The organism is uncultured Thalassospira sp., assembly GCF_963976115.1.
GTDB lineage: Bacteria > Pseudomonadota > Alphaproteobacteria > Rhodospirillales > Thalassospiraceae > Thalassospira.
This window is the reverse complement of record NZ_CAXBJJ010000008.1, coordinates 243,512-264,325: the sequence shown is the minus strand read 5'-3', so window position 1 is coordinate 264,325 and position 20,814 is coordinate 243,512. Positions and strand designations below refer to the sequence as shown.

Genomic DNA, 20,814 nt, shown 5'->3' with positions numbered 1-20,814 from the left:
AACGGGGTGTCGTTTTATACAGGCACCCTTTTTCGGGTTGCGTCGTGCGTTCTGCGCAGCACAACCACTGGTTCCACGCGGGAAGAATGCGATAAAGAGTGATCAGCAGGTTAACGCCATCACAAAGGAATTGAATGTGCGCCCGCTTTCCCGTTTTTTCCCCATTCTGGATTGGGGACGGCGTTATAACCGTCAGCTTGCGGCCAATGATCTGGTGGCGGCAGTTATTGTTTCCATCATGTTGGTGCCGCAAAGCCTGGCTTATGCGATGCTGGCGGGGTTGCCACCCGAAGTTGGGCTTTATGCCAGCATTTTGCCGTTGGTGGCCTATGCCATTTTTGGCACATCGGCAACATTGGCTGTTGGCCCCGTTGCCCTGATTTCCCTGATGACGGCCTCGATCATTGGTGCCCTGCATTTGCCTGCCGGGGTTAGCCCGGTTTTGGCGGCGATGACATTGGCAATCATTTCAGCCGCGATTTTGCTGGCGATGGGTCTGTTCCGGCTGGGGTTTATTGCCAATTTCCTAAGTCACCCGGTTATTTCGGGTTTCGTCAGTGCATCGGGCCTTTTAATTGCCGTGGGGCAGGTGCGCCATTTGCTGGGTTTACCTAAAACGGATGGAAATCTGGCTGAAATTCTGGCCGGTTTGATGTCGCATATTGGCAGTATTAATCTGCTAACGGCGGTTCTGGGTTTGGGGTGCCTTGGATTTTTGTTCTGGGTGCGAAGCGGCCTGCCTGCCATTTTGCGCCGTGTGGGTCTGACCGGGGTTTGGGCAACTTTTGTGGTTCGGGCCGGGCCGGTTCTGGCGGTGATTATCACAACGCTGGCAAGCTGGTATTTTGATCTGGCGGCGGACGGGGTTAAAATTGTTGGTACAATTCCGCAAGGTTTTCCGGCATTTTCCCTGCCGTCTTTCGACCCCGATCTATGGCGTCAACTGGCTTTGCCAGCCCTTTTAATCAGCGTGATCGGCTTTGTCGAAACCATATCGGTGGCACAGACACTGGCGGCAAAACGCCGTCAGCGTATTCGCCCCGATCAGGAACTGATTGCGCTGGGTATGGCCAATCTCGGGGCCAGTGTTGCAGGCGGGTTGCCTGTTACCGGGGGCTTTGCCCGGTCTATGGTTAATTTTGATGCCGGGGCGCAAACCCCTGCTGCCGGTTTAATGACGGCAGTGGGCATTGCCGGGGCCACTTTGTTTTTAACCCCGATTTTGTATTATTTGCCCCAGGCCACTTTGGCCGCAACCATCATTGTTGCGGTGCTAACCCTGGTAGATGTTAAAACTTTTATCCATATCTGGCATTATTCCCGGGCTGATTTTGGCGCCATGATGGTCACCGTTGCCCTGACCCTGTTTTGGGGGATCGAACCTGGCATTGTCGGCGGGGTTGCGGTGTCGTTGATGCTGTATTTGCATCGCACCAGCCGTCCGCATATTGCCGTGGTCGGGCAGGTGCCCGGGACCGAGCATTTTCGCAATGTGTTGCGCCACGATGTGGCAACGGGAACGTCGGTGTTGACCGTTCGCCCCGATGAAAGCCTGTATTTCGCCAATTGTCGGTTTTTGGAAGATCGCATTTATGCCCTGATCGCGGAAAATGGCAGTTTGAAGCATGTTGTGTTAATGTGTTCGGCAATCAACGAAATTGATGCCAGCGGCCTTGAAAGCCTGCGTGAAATAAATGCCCGTCTGCGTGATGCCGGGGTTACGTTTCATCTGTCCGAGGTCAAAGGCCCGGTGATGGACCGCCTGTTGCCAAGCGGCTTTGTGAGTGAATTGGCCGGTCAGGTTTTTCTGTCGCAATATGATGCCCTGCAAGCCTTGGACCCATCGGCGCTAACGCCGTGCCGTATTGCGTAAATTGCACTTTGCAACCATTGGATTTCAGCGGCACTATGCCACGTTTCACAAGGGAAATGTGGCTACCTTTTCCGCGTGAAACCTCTGATGAATGTGGGTTTAAAGTGTATGTCTGAGCCTGTTTTGCGCCCGGCAACGGATGCCGATCTTGCGGACCTTGTGCGAATTGAAAATGCCTGTTTTGATCTGGATCGCATGTCACGCCGCACCATGCGCCGCTTTATTGCCAGTGCCACCGCCGGTTTTTGGGTGATGGTTCGCAATGATGCTGTAATTGCCTATGTTCTGGTGATTTTTCGCTGCAACACGGCATTGGCCCGGTTATATAGTATGGCCGTTGACCCGGCCTTTCAGCGACAAGGGATCGGCCAGGCATTGCTGGCACGCGCGCAAGAAGGCACGCTGGATTTTGGCGCGCCGATGTTGCGTCTTGAAGTTCATCCGCAAAACCAGGCGGCGATCAGGTTGTATCGTAAAAACGGCTATCAGGAATTTGCCCTGTACCCGGATTATTTCCCCGATCATAGCCCGGCCTTGCGCATGGAAAAGGTTCTGGTGCCGCAATTGATGCACCGGCCATCACCGCTGCATTTTTATCATCAGACATTGCCGTTCACCTGTGGCCCGGCATCATTGATGATGGCGATGAATGCGCTTAACCCCGACATCGAGATGGATCGCAGCAGCGAAATCGCCATCTGGCGTGAAGCCACCACCATTTTCATGACATCCGGGCATGGCGGCTGCGGGCCGTTGGGGTTGGCACTGGCGGCGTATCGGCGCGGGTTTGGCGCACAGGTTCTGGTATCGCGCGAAGGGCCGTTATTTGTTGATACGGTGCGCAAGGCTGAAAACCGCAAGGTGGTTGAACTGGTGCATTATGATTTCGCCAATCAGGCCGCACAGGCGGGTATTACGGTAACGGCAGGGGCGTTTGGCATTGATGAAATTGAACGCCACAGCAGTAATGGGCAAATGGCACTGGTTTTGATCAGCCAATATCGCATTTACGGTGATAAAATTCCGCATTGGGTTGTTGTTTCGGGGTTTGACGACCGCTTTGTTTATGTCACCGACCCCGACATTGGCGAGGATGACGAACCCTATAATGGCAGCGATTGTGTTTCTGTGCCGATCCTGCGCCACGAATTTGATTTGATGGCGCGATATGGCAGGTCAAAATTGCAGGCCGCTGTTTTTATCGATATGCCTAAATAAAACCTGCCAAAACCGGTTTGTAACCGGTTCTGGCAGGCATATTAAAGGAAAAGTGCTTTATTACCCGGCTGTATCTTGTTTATATCGTCCAGGGCTGTGCGATCTGGCCCAGCAGATGGGCGATGATGCGGCGGTAAAGATCCATGCCGATCACGGCATCCTCTACGCCACCATCAATGCTGGGATTATCGTTTACTTCAATAATCATGGGGCCATAGGGCGTTTCTTTAATGTCTACCCCATAAAGGCCATTTCCCATCAACCGGGCAGCGGCAAGGGCTGTTGTGACAATGTCGACAGGGGCTTCTTCAACGGCGACTGTTTCAAAGCCGCCTTGTTCGAAATTTTTACCGTCATCTTCGTGTTTAACAATTTGCCAGTGGCCCGGTGCCATGAAATAGCGGCTGGCATAAAGCGGTTCGCCGCCCAACACCCCGATGCGCCAGTCAAAGGTGGTTTCGACATATTCCTGAATAACCAGCAATTCGGAATTTTTGAACATTTCTCCGGCAATCTGGTGCAAATTTTCGCGCGATGTCACCTTACGCACCCCGCGTGAAAAACAGCCGTCGGGCACTTTTAACACGCTGGGAAAGTTGAACTGATTGCCAATTTCATCAATACGGCGTTTGTCAAAAATGGCACTGCGCGGGGCCGGAATATGGTGGTTCCGCAGCAATTCGGCCAGATACACCTTGTTGGTACAGCGCAAAATTGATTCCGGGTCGTCAATCACGGGGATGCCTTCCTTGCGCGCCCGTTTGGCAAACCGGTAGGTGTGATGGTCCAGTGCCGTTGTTTCGCGGATCAACAAGGCATCAAATTCAGACAGGTGATGAAAGTCCTTCGCCGTGATCAGTTCGGCCCGGGCACCAAGATCGGCAGCGGCCTGGATAAAATTTGCCAATGCATCGCTGTCTGACGGTGGCAGCGGGTCGTTCGGGTCATACAGAATGGCGATAAGGGCGGTGGGCGCACGCCCGTTTGACGGTTTGCGCACACGGCCCCGCAAATAGGCCTTCAGAGCGGCTTCAAATGCGGGCATTTCGCTGGCATCAAGGTGATGCAGCGACGGGGCTTCGATTTCGCGCAGCAGTTTTTTATCGCCCGCGTTCAAATGCAAACGCAGGATCGGGCAGCGAAACTGATCAAAGGCGCGCTGGGCAAGGTCGCGGAAGCGTTTATCTGTGCTGCGGCCAAAATACACGTCAATATGTTCAGGCCGCTCTGCGCCGGGTTTATTGAGGGCTTCGGCAATCATGGGGCCAATTTGCGCCCGGGCGGTTTTTTGCAGCCTTTTCCAGTTCAAATCCAGCAATACGTCGGCTTCGGGGATGACGCGTTCGCTGCGTGCAGCTGCGAGCAGGCTGCAATAATACCCGCGCGACAGATATTCATAGGAATGACACAGATTGATCACCCGGCGATTGCGAATACCGTGATCCAGGGCCAGATAATCGCGGACCTTCATCACCCGTGCGCCTGAAACGCTAAAGGGCAGGTCATGCAAATGATCCACTAAAATAAGCGGTGCGCCGGTTGAAACAGGCGGTGAAAGTTGCGTCGTTGCATCAAAAAGATGGCGTTCCATGCGTTTGCCATTTTCGCCGTCTTCGTAATAATCAGGCAAAACGGCAACATCGATATAGCCATGACGTTCGTAAATGGCGCGCGCCGAATGATTGTCGTCGCGCACTTCCAGGCGCATTTTGTCGCTGCCCGCCTCGATCGCCACACTTTCCAGCCCGGCCAAAAGCTGTGTTCCCAATCCCTTGCCGCGCCAGTCTTCAGAAATGGCAAGCGAATAGATACGTGCCGTGCCGCTACCGGCGCGCAATAACAACATACCATAGCCAACAACACCGTCATCGCCGGCATCAGCCACCAGCACCCTGGCGGTGGGTTGGCGCAGAAAGCGCGAAAACGTCGCCCGTTTCATGCGGTCAGTTGTAAAAACGGCCTCTTCGATGGCGCAAAGCCCGTCAATATCGGCTTTTTGCGCGGTACGTACAACAATCGGGGTAGCTTGTGAATGTGGCATAAAAGAAACCTTTTGGCCCGATACAGTGACAGTCTTGGTGCGGGTGAACCCGGATCGCGACATTTGTAATGATTATATATTGCCGACCGTTAGCCTGTAACACATTGCTATGTTAAACATCAGCAATAGTGACGGTCTTTCGAGTATAGGCTACGTATAATAACGCTGAATTTATGGTCATGTGGTTGCCATTTTTTAATAGTAGGCATCGCAAATACACATTGAAGCATAAAGGCATAATGAAACATTTTGGGCTGGGCAGCGTATAGCATACCGGAACATAATTTCGGATACAGGCACAAAAGGGACAGGGGCGTTGCCAAAAAGAACTGATCCGTTTTCGGGCGGACATAGCAAAAAACGGGCGATGCTGTCGGTTTTGGTCGGGGCATCATTGCTTGGTGCATGTTCCTTGACGGAAAATCTGCCATTTGGCGAGGGGGCAGATTCGGCGGCGACACAGGATGTTGGCCGCGCCATTCCCTATTTTGTGACCTATGAGGGCCTCGATCCGCAAGAAGAACGCTTGTTGGCAGCCCTAAAGGAAAACAGCACAGCGTTAAGATTGCAGGACCGCCCGACACCGACAAAAGCCGGGCTTGAACGCCGGGCAGACGATGATGTCGAACGGTTTTCTCGCGTTTTACGGTCGTTCGGGTTTTACGATGCGGTGGTGAATTATAACATTCACGACGCGGATGCCGCACCGGCAAACGGTGAAACGGCCTCTCCCGTTGCGCCCGCTGACGGTGCGCAAAGCCGTGGGGATAAACAAACCGCAGCTCCCGATTCCCCGGCACTTGCCAGCAAGGCACCGCCAAAGCCGGTTGTTCTGGAATATCGCATTGATACCGGAACGCCTTATTTGCTGTCTGATGTGGAAATAACAGTCATTCATCCCGATGACAGTCGCGAAACCCGTCCCATGAGCGATGACGAATTGCAAACGGCAAATCTTTCCATCGGGATGCGGGCCGAGGCCGATCCGATTATTCTTGCCGAACAAAGCGTTCTGGATGTTTTTCGCAATGAGGGTTATCCGCTGGTGACGGCGGGCAAGAAAAAGGTGCTGGCCGATACTGCGGAAAAAACCATTCACGTGACCTATGAGGTCATGACCGGGCAGCAGGCACGGTTTGGTAAAATTAATGTTGTGGGTGCCAAAGATGTCGATGCCGATTTTATTCGCGGTTATCACAGTTGGGGTAAGGGCCAAACCTATTCCCCCCGGGAAGTGACGACCACCCGGCGCGACCTTGCAGAGTCCAACCTGTTTAATTCCGTGATCGTCAAACCAGCAAGGCAGGTTGACGAGAATGGTGAAATTCCCATTGAAATGCGGGTGCAGGAACGTGACCACCGGTCTATCGGCGGCGGGGTTGATTTTTCAACGGCGGATGGGCCGGGGGCCAATGCCTTTTGGGAGCATCGCAACCTGTTTGGTAAAGGCGAAAAGCTGCGCCTGAAACTGGACGGATCGAAATTGCAGCAAGGCGGGTCGGCCAGTTTCCGCAAGCCGCAATTTTTGCGTCGCCATCAGGCGCTTGTCGCAGAAAGCGAGCTGACAAGCTACACAACCGACGCCTATGACGGTAATCTTGCCAATGCTTTTACCGGGATCGAGCGCGAATTCTGGGAAAACTGGTCGGCAACTTATGGTGTGACGGTTGAATATTCTGATTTGACCGGTGCCGATTCCCCTAACGAGGAATTTTATCTTGGGGGTTTGCGGGGTGTTTTGCGCCATGACAACACCAACAATCAGCTTGATCCGACGGCAGGCAACAGGATGGAACTTACTGTTTCACCCTATGTCAGTCTTGCCGGGGCGAACACACAATTCACCGCCCTCTCGCTGAGCGGGTCGCAATATTATGCCTTTGACGAGCGGGGCCATTATGTTTTGGCAGGCCGTGGCCGTATTGGCAGCATCGTGGGCGATGATCGTTCATCCTTGCCCGCCAACAAACGGTTCTATTCTGGTGGCGGTGGTTCGGTGCGGGGGTATGAATATCAGACGGTCGGCCCGCTAAACCAGGATGGCGACCCGCTTGGTGGCCGGTCCGTGATAGAGGCCGGGCTGGAATTTCGCGCCCGCATCACCGATAGCATTGGCCTTGTTCCCTTTGTGGAAGGTGGCAATGTTTATAAAGGTGTCAAACCCGAAGATTTCAGCCTGATGTGGGCGACGGGCCTTGGGCTGCGCTATTACACAGCGATTGGCCCGGTTCGGTTTGACTTTGCGGTGCCGCTTGATAAACGTGAAAATATTGATGACGATTTCCAAATCTATCTTAGTCTGGGTCAGGCATTTTAATGGCTGAGCGGAAAAATTCAAACGGTGCACCCCACATTTCTGCGCCTGCATCATCCCGGCAGCGCTCGGCGTGGCGGTGGCTGAAACGTGGTTTGTTGGCGGTTCTGGCACTGTTTGTTGTGCTGGTGGCAGTCATTACCCTTGCCGGTACAGGCCCGGTTTTGCGCCAGTTTACACCTTGGATCAATCAGACCGTATCTGATGCCATTAACGGCAAATTTGTGTTAGGTCGCGTGGAAGGCAGCCTGTGGGATCAGCTTTCCATATCCGGGTTAACGCTCGATATGCCGCAAACCGGCTTGGCGGTTGCGGGTGATGATCTGGTTCTGTCATGGTCGCCTTTGGCCCTGTTGGGCGCAAAGGTTGATATTGATCGCATTTCGGCATCGCGTTTGGCGATCACACTACCCAACAAGGCAGGCCCGGAAACGCCGGATGAAACACCGGATGCCACCGGGGTGGGGTTCACATTGCCGGTGGCGGTAAAACTCGGCAAACTGGAAATTCCTGACATCCAGATTACCAATCCGGCGGACGGGCGTATTTTTTCCTATCGGCTTGATGCCCATGCCTTGGCCAGTCAAAATCTTTCCGCCGTACTTGGCATTAATTTGCAGCCGCTTGATGGGGGCGTTGACCATATCCGCGCCGATCTGGATTTTGATGCCAAAGCACAAAAATTGCAGGCCGATATTGACGGGCGGTTTGACCGGGCCGGGTTGATCATGGCGCTGGCCGGGTTAAGCCCCAATGAGGCGCCCGATGTGACTATATCGCTTAAAGGCAGTGGCCCGGCCAATGACTGGCACGGTGATTTGGCATTTGAAGCAAGCGACCTTGCCCGCATGGGCGGGGTGATTGATGTGCAGGTGGGGGATGACACCAAAATCGGCTTTGGTCTGGATGTGGCGGCAACCACACTGGGCAAGCTGGCATCTTCCTTGCCTGAACCGTTGCAAGGGGATGTGTCGGTTAAAGCCGTTGGGCAATATGACGGCAAAGCCGATAAACTTGCGCTGACATCGCTTAACGTGATCAAGGATAAATTGCTGGCCCTGAACGGCACCGCAAATATTGATTTCGCCCAAAGCCAGATAGAAGCCGATCTGACCTCAACCATTGACGGTGCTGCCAGCACGTTAATTGGCAATGCCGCAACATGGCAGGGATTGTCGGTTACGGCCCATGCAAGTGGTGATTTGGCTTTGCCCGATGTCGATGCCGAAATCTCCGCGAAAAATATTAAAACGCCGGTATCGCATATTGAAAACCTTGCGCTTAACGCAAAGCTGACACCGGCGGATGGCGACTTTGCCCTAAAGGCAACTGTGCAGGCCAATGGCCATCAATTTGACGATCAAAGCCTTGCGGCAATGGTTGGCGCGCAACAGGATATTGCGTTAAATGCCAGTGCCAATGCCGATTTTTCAAAAATAACTGTCGATGATGTAACCATAAAAACCCCAAAACTGGTCGCGACCGGGCAGGCGGTGGTTGATGGGCAGGGCAATGTTGATCAGGCATCGTTTCATGCCGATATCAACGATCTTGCCGCCTTCGCCGCAGTGTCGGGCATGGACCTGCACGGGCAAGGCACGCTTGATATTTCCGATATTGCCTGGAATGAAACGGAAGGGGGGGGCGCAAAAATTGCCCTGCGCACCAGCGATGCCGGTTTTGGTATTGCCGAGCTTGACCATGTGGTGGGCGCTAGCCCGGCCCTGGGCGCAAATGTCACCCTTAGTCCGCAGATGGTCCTTGTGGTGGATGTTGATGATGTGAAAACCGCCAACATCAATGGCACGGCAAAACTGTCAATCAGCAACGATTTTAATCAATTGTCGCTTAATGCTGATTTGGCACTGGCGGCGGGCATTGTTCCGCCATCGGTGCCGGTTTCATTCAATGGTCAGGCAGGCCGATTGACCATAAAGCTGGGGGGCCCCTTGGCGGAGCCGCAGGGCGATATTAACCTGATTGTGCCTGCCCTTACCACGTCTGGCGAAGCATTTAAAAACGTTAATCTGCTCAGCCATATGACCTGGCAGCAAAACAAGGCCGGGAAAAATGTCGTTTTACAATTGCAAAATACCGGCAAGTTTGACTGGCGAAATGACCCTTACCGTCTGAATGCCGATATTGGCCTGCCCGCAAGCGGCCTTCAGGTTTCCAATATCAAGCTGGCAGGAAAACATATTGATATGACCGGCAATATTTCCTTGCCGGGAAATGCCGTACCGCTGAGGGGTAACATAGCCTTAACGCGGTTGGATGCGGTGATGGCACAAGGTTTTGGCGTGCCATTCGCCAACGGCCTCATCACGGCTAATGCCGATTTTTCGGGCAAAAATGCTGCGCAGCATATTGCGGCAAGGCTGTCGGCCAAGGGCCTGCGGATTGTTGGCCCCGATGGCAGCGAAACCGCCCGGATAGAGGGTGTTACGATAGAGGGTGATATCGACAATGCCTTTGCTGATCCGGCGCTGGATTTAAAATTGTCCGGGACGAATATGGGGGGTGCCGATGCCCGGATTGAGAAAATGACGGCAACACTGAAAGGGATGCTGGCGAAATTACAGACAACTGTAACGGCACAGGGCAGCGTAAAAAACCGCATTCCGGTGCAACTTGATGCCGCCGCGGACATTGCGATTGCCAGTGATACGTCCGTAACGGCAACCAGACTGAATGCCGATATTGGGACGCAGCACATTGCTTTGCGCCAGCCGCTGGTGTTTCGCCAGGGGGCAAATGGCAGCCTGACAGCCGATGCGATGTTATCCATCGGCGAAGGTAAGCTAGATGCAAAACTGGATCTTTTGCCTGGTAAAACCTTTGATGCCACAGCCGATATTAAATCGCTGGTGCTGGGGCCGTGGGGGGCGATGTTTGACGTGCCCGGTCTGGATGGGACATTAACCCTGACGGCGGAGGCCCACGAAAAACCGGGCAAACCCGCCAGTGCCAATATCGATGGTAAAATCAGCAATATCAGTGTTGCCGCGGCGTCCCAATTACCCCCGCTTGCACTGAACCTGTCGGCGTCCCTGCGCGATGGGGGGCTTTCGGCCGATCTTGATATGGGGCGATCCGATATGCAAATCATCACCGCCAGGGCGACAGTACCGGTCAATGTTTCGTTTTTAAACGGGCAGTTTGCAGCGGTGCCCGATGGGCCGCTGTCGGTAACGGCGAAAATGGATGGTGAAATCGGCCAGTTCTGGCCCTATGTTCCGCTGCCGGACCATGCCCTTGCCGGGGTGGTTAATCTTGATGCCCGCGTGGATGGAACGGTATCTCATCCGCAATGGAAGGGGACAGTATCATTGCGTGATGGTCGGTATGAACATTTGCAATATGGCACCCTGATTCAGGACATCACCCTTGATGGGGCCTTTAACAATGACGGCTTTAAATTGACCCAACTCACCGCCAATGATGGCGGGCAGGGCACCATGACGGGCAAGGCCGATGTTAAACTTGGCGACGGGGTGAAATACACCGCCAATGTTACCGTGCGCAATATGGCAATGACCCGCATGGATGAATTGCGGGTATGGGCCGATATTGATGTCGATGTAACGGGTAATGAAAACAAAGCCGACATTCAAAGCACCACCACCCTGCGTCGGGGCGAGGTTGATTTAAGTGTGGCTTTGCCCGCCTCGGTGCCGGAACTTGATGTGCAAAACCTTGCCAAGGCAGCGGCGAACGATAAGAAAAATGATAGCACCAAACAAAGCGGTTTTGTTGCCAACCTGAATGCCAGGGTGGATGTGCCGGCACGCCTGTTTGTGCGTGGCAAGGGCCTTGATTCTGAATGGGGGGGGCATCTTGACATTACCGGGCGGGCCGATAACCCCAAAATTGTTGGTGAATTGCGCGCCCTGCGTGGTCAGTTAGACCTGATTGGCAAAACTTTTGTCATTAAGGATTCCAAAATTACGTTTTCCGGGGCGCAACCGCCAGAGCCACTGCTTGATATTGCCGGTGTTTATACCGCCGACGATTTAACGGTGACGGCATCTTTGTCTGGCCCGGCCAACGACCCTAAACTGACCTTAAGTTCAGAACCGGCTTTGCCGCAGGATGAAATTCTGTCGCAGGTGTTGTTTGGCAAATCGCAAGGCAGCCTGAGTGCGGTTGAAGCTGTTCAACTGGCGAATGCAGCAGCACAGCTTACGGGCGGTGGCGGTGGATTGGATGTTATTGGCACCATTCGCAATTTTATTGGGGCCGATGTGCTCAGGGTGGATGGGGGCGCGAACGGGCCGACAGTTAAGGCCGGTAAATATTTGACCGATGATATTTACGTTGGCACCAAACAGGGAACCACACCCGGATCTAGCGGGGTGGAAGTGGAAATTGAACTGACCCCGCATATCAAAATTACCAGTGAAACCAGCGAAATTGACAGCAAAGCCGGTATTCAATTCAAATTGGATTACTGATTGTCCTCAACACAAAAACGACCCCGGTATCACATTAACCGGGGCCGTTTTTGAGGGTAGGGTGATGTTGGGTTAAAGAACCAGATGGTTAATATCAACCAGCGCACCGCGTGCGCTGATAACGCAACCGGCCACTTTCTGGGCAATCGTAATAGCATTTTCAATGTCGATGCCGTGGTTGCGCGCGGCAAGGTAGCTGCCGTTAAACGAATCCCCGGCCGATGTTGTATCAATCACACGGTCAATTTTGGGCGGCGTTACTGTGCCGGTTTCACCGGTTTGTGTGACATAGGTTGTTGGCAGGGCGCCGTTTTTAACAATCACTTCGCCCGCCCCGGCATCACGCCAGCGTTTGGCGCAATCCAATGGTGTGGCATCGCCAAAAAGGGTGGCTTCATCGTCGAAGGTCGGCATTAAAATATCGCAAAGAGGGGCCATGTTGGCATAGGCATTTTTCGCGGTTGCGGTATCTGCCCACAGGCGCGGACGGTGGTTGCTATCAAAACAAACCCGTGTGCCGTTTTTGCGCAGGGATGCCAGCAGGACAAAAAGTTTGGCGCGATCTTCGGTGTCTAAAATAGCCAGCGAAATACCCGAAAGATAAACCATGCCAAACCCGGCCAGTTCGGTCCCCAGCGTTTCTTCATAGCCGTTTTTGAACAGTTGGCGCGCAGCGGCATTCTGCCGCCAGTAACTAAAACTGCGTTCGCCGCTGGCATCGGTTTGAATGGCATAAAGGCCGGGCAATTCCCCGTCGATCTGGCGAACAAGGCTGGTATCAAGGCCATCGTTTTGCCAGGCCACCATCATCGCCTGGCTATAGGGGTCTGTGCCCAATGCCGTTACATATGAAATTGCGGCATCGTTTTGGGTGTTCTCCGATAGTTCAGGCTTTGTTTTGCCTTGCAGTGCAATCAGTTTGCTAACACGCGCCATATAGACCGCTGCATTCAGGGTGTCGCCCGCATAAGATAGCTTGGCGGGGCCAAACGCGGATGAAGGTTCGGTGCTGTTGCCGTGGCTGGCCGCCGAAATTTCGATCATGCATTCACCGATGAAGGCAGTTTTGGTCATTTAAACAATCCTGTTTGCGGGTTCTTCATATCAAGCACCCGGTTTTAATTTGGCTGTGCGCAACTTGCCGTGAAGTTTTGCGCGCGTCAATCGCCGATCGGCAGGCGGCCCACGGTTGGCAACAATGTTAAAAGGGACGAGCGAATGCGCCGCAGCTTTTCTTTGCTGCGCACAGGGTTGCGACGGGCAACAGCGGTGGCAAGCACATCAATCGTTGCCATAAAAACATGCCGGGTGGCAGTTGGCTTATAAATATCGGGGCTTTCAGGCATGATCAGCCCGATCACGATGTCGCTTTCAGCGGCAAGGGGGCTGTCGGGCTTGGTCAGGGAAATAACCGTGGCCCCGTATTGCCGGGCAATGGCGGCACTGTGGATCAGTTCCGTCGGGCGTCCACTGGTGGAAATGGCAACAATAACATCCTCTTCGCCCAGTGTGGAGGCCAGCATACGTTGCAGGTAACCATCATTTTGGGACTGTGCCGGAATGCCCAGACGGAAAAAACGGTTGGCTGCATCAAACGCAACGGTGCTGGACCCGCCACCAACACCAAAAAAACCAATTTGCCGGGCGCCCGCAAGTGCATCGGCCGCAGCGTCAATATCGGATTGCGCCAATTGTTCACGCAAAAGGCGTAAACTGTCGATGATGGTGCCAATAACGTGGCTGCCCAGAACAGCCGGGTCGGTGATGTGATCTTCAATGGGTTCCGGGGCCAGGTACTGCATGCTTACGGCAAGGTTTTGCGCCAGTTTTATTTTGAAATCGCGAAAACCTTCACAGCCAAGGCTCCGGCAAAAGCGGATAACAGTTGGCTCGCTGACCCCGACCTGTTTGGCAAGATCGGAAAGAGCGATGGCCGTAACATCTTCAAGATGCTCCACAACATAGTCGGCAACTTGTTGCTCGCGGGCAGGCAAAATACCGGGCGCACGGTTAAGCTGGCTAATAATGTCGGTGGCGCGTTGCATGTGAAGGGTCCCGCTTTTTAATCAATCGGGTGCTTTAAAAGCACCCGATTGATTGCTACCACTATTCAGGTTTGTAGGCGATAGCCTCGATTTCTATTTTGGCATCAACCATCAGCTTTGCTTGCACGGTTGATCGGGCAGGGCGTTCACCTGGGAAAAATTCGCCATAGACCCGGTTGAAGGTCCAGAAGTCACGGGTATCGTCCAGCCAGACGGTTATTTTAAACACATCATCTAGCGTGCAATCGGCCAATGCCAGCGCGGATTTGACGTTCTCCATTGTGCGCCGTGTCTGTGCTTCGATGCCGCCATAGTCGATTTCGCCATTTTCCTTCATCGCCACCTGGCCCGATATATAGACAAAATCACCGGCGCGAACGGCAGGTGAGAAAGGCAGCTTTTGTCCGCCAGCGCCGCTACGTTCATTGCCGAAATGTTTGATGGGCATGGAAACTCCTTGATTTTTCGGGATATTTTTCGCCGAAAAGTAGTTTAACTACTAGTATCGGGGGTGAATATGCTGATTTTGGGCTATTTTTGCCGAAAGTTCCATCAGAATTAAGTAGACAAGCTACAATTATGTGATCAAGATGTAGCAAAAGTACAAACGACTTATCAGTGGAGACAGAAAATGGGTTTGCAGCGCGTTGAGGCATCGGCCCGAACGCTTGGCAACGGACTGAACTGGGCTGTGGAACGGGTAATCGCCGTTTTGATGCTGGCTCTGGTGCTGGATGTCTGGCTGGGCGTGGTTGATCGTTATCTTGTTCACTGGCAACTGAACTGGCCCGAAGAGCTCGCACGATATTTAATGATCTGGGCGGCATTGCTGGCAGTTTCGGCTGGTATTGCCCGGCGCGAACATATCGGCATTGGTCTGTTTGTTCTGAATTTACCGACGGTATTGCAGCGTACTGTTTTGTTTGCCGTCGATATCATTGCACTGGCGGCATTCATTTATCTGGCAGTCTACGGTTTTGATTTTGCCGTGGGTGGCATGAAACGCCACGCCATGATTTTTGGCATGACGCTGGCCCTTCCTTATGCAGCGGTGCCCGTTTCGGCCCTGCTTGCCGCCATTCAGCTGTTGCTGGTCGCCCTGCGCGATCAGGGGCGTTACATCCCGGTTGATTTGACAGAGGGTGCAGAATGATCATCGCCATTATTTTTGTCGTTCTTATGGTTTTGGGCATGCCGATCGGGTTTGCTCTGGGGGTTGCCGGTGTGGCGGGCCTGTATGACATGGGCGGCGGTATGTTTCTGGTGCAGGGACCCAGCAAGGTTTTTAACGGGCTTAATGTGTTTCCGTTCCTTGCCATGCCGTTTTTTATTCTGGCGGGCGAAATCATGAACCATATCGGCATTACCAGCCGGCTGGTTAAATTTGCCCAGTCCCTTGTCGGGCATTTTCGGGGCGGGCTTGCCCATACCAATATGCTGGCCAGCGTGTTTTTTGCCGGGTTGACCGGGGCGGCCACCGCCGATGCCGCTGCTTTTGGCAAAACACTGGTGCCAGCGATGGTTGAACGCGGGTATCGCCGCGATTATGCCTGTGCTGTGACGGCTGCGGGTTCGATCATCGGGCCGACGATCCCGCCATCGGGATTGATGGTGGTTTATGGCTCTCTGATGGGGGTTTCGATTGGTGGGTTGTTTGCTGCGGGTATCTTGCCAGGCCTGATGATTTGTTTGATCTGCATGACGGTGATTGCCGTTACCGCACGCCGCAAAAACCTGCCCAAGGAAGAACGTCGCGCCAGCCTGCTTGAAATCTGGAAAATCTTTAAATCCTCGATTTCAGCCCTGATCATGCCTTTGATCATTTTAGGCGGTATTTTGGGCGGAATCGTGACCCCGACCGAGGCGGCATCTGTTGCCGTGGCCTATGCCCTGTTCATTGGTGTGTTTGTCTATCGGGCGCTGACGGTGAATGATTTCATCAAGATGCTGATCAGAACCGCACGGGTTACCGGTGTGATTTTCATCATCATCGCCTTTGCCTCGATCCTGGGCTGGTGGCTTAGCTTTAACCGCATTCCGCAGGAAGTTGCCGCAGCGGTACTGGGCATTTCAAGCAATCCTTATATGGTTATTTTAATGATTGTCGGGTTGTTGATGGCGATTGGCATGGTGATGGATATCAACGCCATTCTGATCATTCTTGCCCCGGTTCTGGTGCCGCTAACAGTGCAGATCGGCATGGACCCGATCCACGCGGGGATCATCTTTGTGCTGGCTCTTAATATTTCCCTTATGACGCCACCGGTGGGGGCCTGTCTGTTTGTCCTGGCATCGGTGACGGGTGAAAAACTTGAAAAAATTGCAGCACAGCTGTGGCCGTTTCTGATTGCCGAAATCGGGGTGCTGCTGCTGTTTGCTTTCTGGTCGGATCTGGCGCTGCTGGTGCCACGATTGTTGGGGTTCAGATAACCCCGATCTAACGACGCTACGGTTTTCCGCTCTGGCCCGGGGCGGATCATCCTGGGGGACAGGGTGATTTTGGGGTGCAATGATAAATTCAATCAGGAGAGGTGTTATGAACACATTCAAACGTTTCGGGGCCGCTATGGCCGCGACCGCAATTCTGGCAGGCACCATGGGAACCGCCCATGCCGAAGCCAAAATTTTGAAATTCGCCCATGACAACAAACTGGACCCGTTTGACAACCCGGCCCAGGCTTGCACGGCAGTTTTTGCCAATATCGTTGAAGCCGACACCAACGGCGCGATCAAGGTTGAAGTTTACCCGTCCAATCAGCTTGGTTCAGCGGCCGAACATGTGCAGATGGTGCGTGACGGTCTTATTCAGGCAACTTTGACCTCGACGGGGGCCATTGCATCTTACTATCCGCGCATCGACGTTTTGAACTTGCCATTTGCATTTGATAGCAATGCGGCAACTTATGACGTGTATGATGGCCCGTTCGGCGTGGCATTGGCCAAAGATATCGAAGCAACCCTTGGCGATGTTGAAGTGCTGGGTTTCCCCGATACCGGCGGGTTCTTTGCTGTCACCAATTCACAACATCCGATCAAAAACCTGGAAGATTTCAAGGGTGTTCGCATTCGTACCATGGCGCTGCCGTCACATCAGAAAATCATGCAGGCGCTGGGTGCAGAAGCATATCCGATGGCCTGGGGTGAAGTGTATGCGGGCCTTCAGACCGGCGTGATCGACGGCCAGATGAACCCGGTTCCGACGGTAACCTTCGCCAAGTTTAACGAAGTGCAGAAATACCTGACCCTGACCAATCATTTGTTTTCGCCCTACACCTTTATGCTGTCCAAGGCATTCTGGGACGATCTGACCCCCGATCAGCAGCGCATTGTACGCTATGCTGCACAGTCCTGTGTGGTTGCCAGCCGTGGCGTATCACGCGTGATCGAGGCATCCGATCGTGGCCTTAAAGGCCTGATGGGTAAAATGGAAATTGATGCCCTGACCCCGGAAGAACGCGAACAGTTCAAGAAAGTCACCCAGCCGGTGATGGAACAATATGTCAAGGAAACCCTTGGCGAAGATGGCGTCAAATTGCTCGACCTGTTTAAGACAGAAGTTAACAAAGCCAATGAAAAACAATACCTGACGGATTAATTTCCGTCTGGCGGGGAGGGGGCATCCTCCCGGTTCCCTCCCGCCACCTTTTTTGACAAATCTGACGCCGGATCATTTTTCTATTCTATTTCATTAAACCATTTACCCATAACAAAGACCAAGAAGGACCCGGGTATGCGCATTTTTTGTGCCTCCATTGCGACCGAAACCAACACGTTTTCGCCCCTGCGAACCGATATTTCCGATTTCCGCGAAAGTTTCTATGCGGGGCCTGGCGATCATCCTGAAACGCCAACTTTGTGCAGTGCTGTTTTTACAGTGGCCCGTGCGCGCGCTAGGGCAGAAGGCTGGGAACTGGTTGAAGGTACAGCAACCTGGGCCGAGCCAGGTGGCATTGTGAACCGCGATACCTATGAATATTTGCGCGACGAGGTGCTGGCCCAACTAAAAGCAGCGATGCCGGTTGACGGTGTTGTTTTGGGGCTGCACGGGGCGATGGTGGCGCAGGACTACCTCGATTGCGAAGGCGATTTGCTGCAGTCGGTGCGCGATATTGTTGGCCCCGATGTTGTTATCGGTGCCAGCTTTGACCCGCACAGCCATCTGAGTGCCAAACGCTTTAACGCAGCCGATATTGTTGTTGCCTTTAAGGAATTTCCCCATACCGATTTTGTCGAGGCCGGGGCGGCGACCGTTGATTTGGTTTTGCGCACCCTTCGCGGCGAAGTAAAGCCGGTTAAAGCGGTTTTTGATTGCAAAATGATCGAGGTTTTACCTACCTCGCGCGAGCCGATGCGCTCCTTTGTTGATCGGATCAAGGCCATGGAAGGCCATGACGGCATTTTGTCCGTGTCGGTCATTCATGGCTTCATGGCGGGCGATGTGCCCGACATTGGGGTGCATGTTATCGTAATTACCGACAATAAACCCGACTTGGCGGCGCAAACCGCAAATGACCTGGGAATGGAGCTGTTCGGGTTTCGCGGGACGACCCGGCCCGATTTTGTGACCCCGGATCAGGCAATGGCAAAATTGCCCGATACCATCGCAACGCCGGTAGTTATTGCCGATGTGTGGGATAATCCCGGCGGGGGGGTGCCGGGCGATTCCACAATCTTACTGCGCAAAGTTATGAATAGCGGCATTTCACACTACGCTTTTGGCACAATATGGGACCCGATGGCGGTGCGGATCTGTTTTTCAGCCGGCGAGGGCGGAGTATTGCCGTTGCGTTTTGGCGGTAAAACGTCTTCGCGCGGTGGTGCGCCGGTTGATGCCGTTGTTCGGGTGAAAAAATTGCGGCGCAATTCCTGGCAAAGCTTTGGTGACAGCATTGTGCCCTTGGGCGACTGTGCCCTGATCGAACTGCCTGACGGTGGCGAAGTGATTTTAAACAGCAACCGGGCGCAAAGTTTTGATCCGGATCTTTTTGCCAATATGGGCGTTGACCCTACAACAAAAAATTATCTGTTTATCAAATCCACCAATCACTTCTACGATGCCTTTGCTAAAATTGCGGGCGAAATTATCTATGTTAATGTGCAAGGGCCTTATCCGTCAGATCCGAAAACCAACGGCTATAAAAATTTGACGCGCAAGGTCTGGCCAATTGTAGATGATCCGTTTGCGACTGCATCATGATGAAATCGAGTAGAGAATGACCGAATTTGCCGAACTCGACACACCCTGCGCCATCGTCGATCTTGATTGTGTTGAACGCAATCTTCGCACCTTTCAGGAATATTGCGACGAACACAATATTGCATTGCGACCGCATATCAAGACCCATAAAATAACCGACTTCGCCTTGCAGCAAATCGCGATCGGGGCAAAGGGCATTACCTGCCAGAAAATAGGTGAAGCCGAGGTTATGGCAGATGCGGGTATTGGCGATATTCTGATCACCTATAACATTATCGGCGCGCGCAAATTGGCGCGGTTGCGCCGATTGGCCGAGCGCATTGATCAGTTACGTGTCGTTGCCGATAACGAAACCGTGTTAAAGGGCCTTTCAACCGCATTTTCCGATGCGCAAAAACCGATAGAGATATTGGTGGAATGTGACACTGGTGCCGGGCGCTGCGGGGTGCAATCGCCCGCAGAGGCTGCCTGGTTGGCTAAGGTCGCAAATGAACTGCCGGGGCTTGAGTTTGTTGGCTTGATGACCTATCCGCCGGGTGGCGGAACAGCAAAGGTGGAGACATTTTTCCGCGATGCCATGGCGGAATGTGCAAAATTCGGGCTGGAATGCCCGGTGCGCAGTTCAGGCGGAACCCCCGATATGTGGCAGGCCCATAAGGCACCGGTGGTTACCGAATATCGGATTGGTACATATATTTATAACGACAAATCGGTTATGGCGCGCGGGGGGTGCCTGGAAGAAGATTGTGCCTTGCGCGTCCTGACCGAGGTTGTTTCGTTACCGGCACCAGGCCGGGCGATTATCGATGCCGGGTCCAAGGTTTTAACATCGGATTTGTTCGGGCTGGAACATTTTGGCTATGTCGTTGGTCATGCCGATGTCACGGTAAAATCGCTGAGCGAAGAACATGGCATTCTGACATTTGATCCGGCAACGCACCCTTTTGAAATTGGTCAGCGGGTACAGATTATTCCCAACCATGTCTGCGTGGTCAGCAATATGTTTGACTATGTTCAATTGTGCCGAAATGGAATTTTCGAAAACCCGGCCTTTGTTGCCGCGCGCGGCAAGGTGGTTTGATTTCGTTCGCACGATCAAGATATGACCGGTGCCTGAAAAGAAAACGGCATTCCTGTTTTACCGGGAATGCCGTTTTGCATTGTCAGCCATCGTTATTGGGCAAATAGCCGATAAAACCGGTGATGCGCCATTTTTGATCGGCACCTTTCTGACAATAATAATGCGTTTTCCATAACAGCCGATCCGCGCTGCCATCGGCCTTTTTGATTGTGCCATTGAAATGTTTGCGGGCAAGGGCGCGGTCGCCATTCAGCTCGATATGTTCAAGTCTGGTTGCCGCAAATACGGCATCAAAAAGGGGCTCGGCATATTCTGTATTCTGGCTGGCACGGGCCTGGGACAGCCATGTATCGCGATAGGCGGACAGGTCGGGAAAAGCCAGTGTCCAGTCATCGGGGTTGGCCGATGTGTGGGCGTCGATGGCATAAAACCCGTTTGCTGCAAAATCATTTTCCACCAGTGACCAGTCTGCCAGCACAAATGCGGTAATGTCGCGTGGAACCAGCATATCCCAAATGGCATTGCGGTCGGCGTCTCTGGTGGGAAACGGGCAGGTTTGGTTGGCTGTCATAATGGGTCCCTGTTTTTGGT

At 53.3% G+C, this 20,814-nt stretch carries 14 protein-coding genes; 9 read left to right on the top strand and 5 right to left on the bottom strand.

What is annotated here, in order from left to right:
• The first annotated feature begins 136 nt into the window (after nt 1-136).
• Both sulP and AAC086_RS12760 read left to right on the top strand, forming a co-directional pair.
• Nucleotides 137-1,873 carry a sulfate permease gene (gene sulP, locus AAC086_RS12765; protein WP_339779067.1) on the top strand — a complete coding sequence of 579 codons (1,737 nt, stop codon included), beginning with the start codon at nt 137-139 and terminating at the stop codon, nt 1,871-1,873.
• 108 nt (nt 1,874-1,981) lie between these two features.
• The gene (locus tag AAC086_RS12760) at nt 1,982-3,091 is read left to right on the top strand and encodes a GNAT family N-acetyltransferase/peptidase C39 family protein (RefSeq protein ID WP_339779066.1); all 1,110 of its coding nucleotides are present in this window, start codon (nt 1,982-1,984) and stop codon (nt 3,089-3,091) included.
• A 79-nt stretch (nt 3,092-3,170) separates the two neighbouring features.
• Here the strand turns inward: AAC086_RS12760 and AAC086_RS12755 are convergent, their stop codons facing one another.
• Nucleotides 3,171-5,132 carry a GNAT family N-acetyltransferase gene (locus AAC086_RS12755; RefSeq protein WP_339779064.1) on the bottom strand — a complete coding sequence of 654 codons (1,962 nt, stop codon included), beginning with the start codon at nt 5,130-5,132 and terminating at the stop codon, nt 3,171-3,173.
• Nucleotides 5,133-5,448: 316 nt separating this feature from the next.
• Between AAC086_RS12755 and AAC086_RS12750 the strand changes: the two genes are divergently transcribed.
• Both AAC086_RS12750 and AAC086_RS12745 read left to right on the top strand, forming a co-directional pair.
• The gene (locus AAC086_RS12750; protein WP_339779062.1) at nt 5,449-7,449 is read left to right on the top strand and encodes an autotransporter assembly complex family protein; all 2,001 of its coding nucleotides are present in this window, start codon (nt 5,449-5,451) and stop codon (nt 7,447-7,449) included.
• The gene (locus AAC086_RS12745; RefSeq protein ID WP_339779060.1) at nt 7,449-11,900 is read left to right on the top strand and encodes a translocation/assembly module TamB domain-containing protein; all 4,452 of its coding nucleotides are present in this window, start codon (nt 7,449-7,451) and stop codon (nt 11,898-11,900) included. The genes AAC086_RS12750 and AAC086_RS12745 overlap by 1 nt, the downstream gene beginning before the upstream one ends.
• 72 nt (nt 11,901-11,972) lie before the next feature.
• Here AAC086_RS12745 and AAC086_RS12740 read toward each other — a convergent pair whose 3' ends face one another.
• The 3 genes from AAC086_RS12740 to AAC086_RS12730 form a co-directional block, all read right to left on the bottom strand.
• A complete protein-coding gene (locus AAC086_RS12740; RefSeq protein ID WP_339779059.1) occupies nt 11,973-12,974 on the bottom strand; it encodes a sugar kinase in 1,002 nt (333 codons plus the stop codon).
• A gap of 86 nt (nt 12,975-13,060) precedes the next feature.
• A complete protein-coding gene (locus tag AAC086_RS12735) occupies nt 13,061-13,945 on the bottom strand; it encodes a MurR/RpiR family transcriptional regulator (RefSeq protein WP_339779058.1) in 885 nt (294 codons plus the stop codon).
• A gap of 61 nt (nt 13,946-14,006) precedes the next feature.
• Nucleotides 14,007-14,393 carry a RidA family protein gene (locus AAC086_RS12730; protein ID WP_339779057.1) on the bottom strand — a complete coding sequence of 129 codons (387 nt, stop codon included), beginning with the start codon at nt 14,391-14,393 and terminating at the stop codon, nt 14,007-14,009.
• Nucleotides 14,394-14,576: 183 nt separating this feature from the next.
• Here AAC086_RS12730 and AAC086_RS12725 point away from each other — a divergent pair, with 183 nt between their 5' ends.
• The 5 genes from AAC086_RS12725 to AAC086_RS12705 all read left to right on the top strand — a co-directional run bounded on the left by AAC086_RS12725 (nt 14,577) and on the right by AAC086_RS12705 (nt 20,223).
• Complete coding sequence (locus AAC086_RS12725) at nt 14,577-15,098, top strand: TRAP transporter small permease (RefSeq protein ID WP_339779055.1); 522 nt, start codon at nt 14,577-14,579, stop codon at nt 15,096-15,098.
• On the top strand, nt 15,095-16,375 hold the full coding sequence (locus AAC086_RS12720; RefSeq protein ID WP_339779054.1) for a TRAP transporter large permease: 1,281 nt from the start codon (nt 15,095-15,097) through the stop codon (nt 16,373-16,375). The genes AAC086_RS12725 and AAC086_RS12720 overlap by 4 nt, the downstream gene beginning before the upstream one ends.
• A gap of 106 nt (nt 16,376-16,481) precedes the next feature.
• Nucleotides 16,482-17,540, top strand: a complete 1,059-nt coding sequence (locus tag AAC086_RS12715) for a DctP family TRAP transporter solute-binding subunit (protein ID WP_339779053.1) — start codon at nt 16,482-16,484, stop codon at nt 17,538-17,540.
• 135 nt (nt 17,541-17,675) lie between these two features.
• The gene (locus AAC086_RS12710; protein ID WP_339779052.1) at nt 17,676-19,142 is read left to right on the top strand and encodes a M81 family metallopeptidase; all 1,467 of its coding nucleotides are present in this window, start codon (nt 17,676-17,678) and stop codon (nt 19,140-19,142) included.
• 16 nt (nt 19,143-19,158) lie between these two features.
• Nucleotides 19,159-20,223 carry an alanine racemase gene (locus AAC086_RS12705; protein ID WP_339779051.1) on the top strand — a complete coding sequence of 355 codons (1,065 nt, stop codon included), beginning with the start codon at nt 19,159-19,161 and terminating at the stop codon, nt 20,221-20,223.
• Between the two features lie 82 nt (nt 20,224-20,305).
• Here the strand turns inward: AAC086_RS12705 and AAC086_RS12700 are convergent, their stop codons facing one another.
• Nucleotides 20,306-20,794 carry a hypothetical protein gene (locus AAC086_RS12700; RefSeq protein ID WP_339779050.1) on the bottom strand — a complete coding sequence of 163 codons (489 nt, stop codon included), beginning with the start codon at nt 20,792-20,794 and terminating at the stop codon, nt 20,306-20,308.
• Nucleotides 20,795-20,814: the final 20 nt, after the last annotated feature.